The organism is Sinanaerobacter chloroacetimidivorans (assembly GCF_018128545.1).
Classification (GTDB): Bacteria; Bacillota; Clostridia; order Peptostreptococcales; family Anaerovoracaceae; genus Sinanaerobacter; species Sinanaerobacter chloroacetimidivorans.
In genome coordinates, this window is sequence record NZ_JAGSND010000053.1 from 1 (window position 1) to 1,435 (window position 1,435).

2 protein-coding genes are annotated in these 1,435 nt (G+C 41.3%); both read left to right on the forward strand.

Annotated elements, in window-relative coordinates; translation table 11 throughout:
• The first annotated feature begins 56 nt into the window (after positions 1-56).
• On the forward strand, positions 57-560 hold the full coding sequence (locus tag KCX82_RS22805; RefSeq protein WP_227020737.1) for a transposase: 504 nt from the start codon (positions 57-59) through the stop codon (positions 558-560).
• Complete coding sequence (locus KCX82_RS22810) at positions 539-1,405, forward strand: IS3 family transposase (protein WP_319633374.1); 867 nt, start codon at positions 539-541, stop codon at positions 1,403-1,405. Before KCX82_RS22805 ends, KCX82_RS22810 begins: the two co-directional genes overlap by 22 nt.
• The last annotated feature ends 30 nt before the right edge of the window (positions 1,406-1,435 follow it).

A 1,435-nucleotide genomic window follows, 5' to 3' on the forward strand; every position in this document is an offset into this window, starting at 1 on the left:
TGAAGTGCACCCCAAATGTTGGATGAAAAATCTAGCTTTTGGAGGTGTACTTTTTTATGACTAAATTCAGTAAAGAATTTCGTATGAAACTAATTAAAGAAGTTGAGCAAGGTGAGTCTTTAAATTCTGTGGCTCGGAAGTATGGAGTTGGGGGAGCCACTTTAAAACGCTGGTATTCAAATTTTTCTCATGGTGGTACAAAGCAACTTGTTTCCACCAAGAAACACTACACCCAAGAATTTAAGATTTATGCTATTGAATATCGTTGGCAGCATGATTTATCATATAGATTAGCAGCTATCGAACTTGGAATTCCAAATGATGGAGTACTTCACCAGTGGGAAAAGAGATATTTAGAGTGTGGAGTATCCGGTTTGCTGACTAAAAAGAAAGGCAGGCCACCTAAAATGCCGAAGAAACCAGAGCCGCCAAAACGTGATTTAACACGGGAAGAACAGCTGGAGGCAGAGATTGCACAGCTTCGAATGGAGAATGCCTACTTAAAAAAATTGAACGCCTTAGTACAGGAGCGGGAGAAATCAAAAAGGAAGACAAAGTAAGAGCTGTCTCTGAACTAAGGCGAGAATTTCCGCTGCCAGCGCTTCTCAAGCTCGCAGGACTTCCGAGAAGCAGCTACTACCATATTCTCAATAAATTGAACAGACCTGACCGTCATGCAGGCTTACGAGTGGAGATCCGTAGAATCTGCCAGGAAAATCAAGGTCGATATGGATACCGTAGAGTGACGGTAGAATTACATAAACGTGGGTTTCAAACAAATCATAAGCTTGTGATGAAGATCATGAAACAGGAACTACTTACATGCCGTGTGAGGATGAAGAAATATCGTTCCTACAAAGGTGAGGTTGGCAAGATAGCTCCGAACCTGATTAACCGTGATTTCCATGCGGACCGTCCAAGCCAGAAGTGGACTACTGATATTACCGAGTTTAGCTTGTTTGGTCAGAAGCTTTATCTGTCACCTGTTTTAGATATGTTTAATGGTGAAATCATAAGCTATACGATTTATGACAGCCCTGTGCTTAAGCAGGTCACAGATATGCTGGAACTTGCTTTTGCAAAGATTCCAGAGGAATGCGATCTTATTTTTCACTCCGATCAGGGTTGGCAGTATCAGCATAGAGCTATCCAAAAAATGCTTGCCGAACGGGGAATTCGGCAAAGCATGTCGCGGAAGGGCAACTGCCTTGACAACAGTGTGATGGAGAATTTCTTTGGGCTTCTTAAGTCAGAACTCCTCTATTTACAAGACTTCGAATCAATGGAAGATTTCAAAAACAAACTCATTGATTATATCTACTATTACAACAATCAACGGATTAAGTGCAAATTAAAAGGAATGAGTCCTGTTGAATATCGAACTCATTCCCAAGTTGCTGCTTAAATTAACGTCCAACATTTGGGGTGCTGAACA

Excerpts from the sequence above, each read along its gene's own strand:
- KCX82_RS22805 (WP_227020737.1), top strand. The coding sequence starts at position 57 with ATGACTAAATTCAGTAAAGAATTTCGTATGAAACTAATTAAAGAAGTT.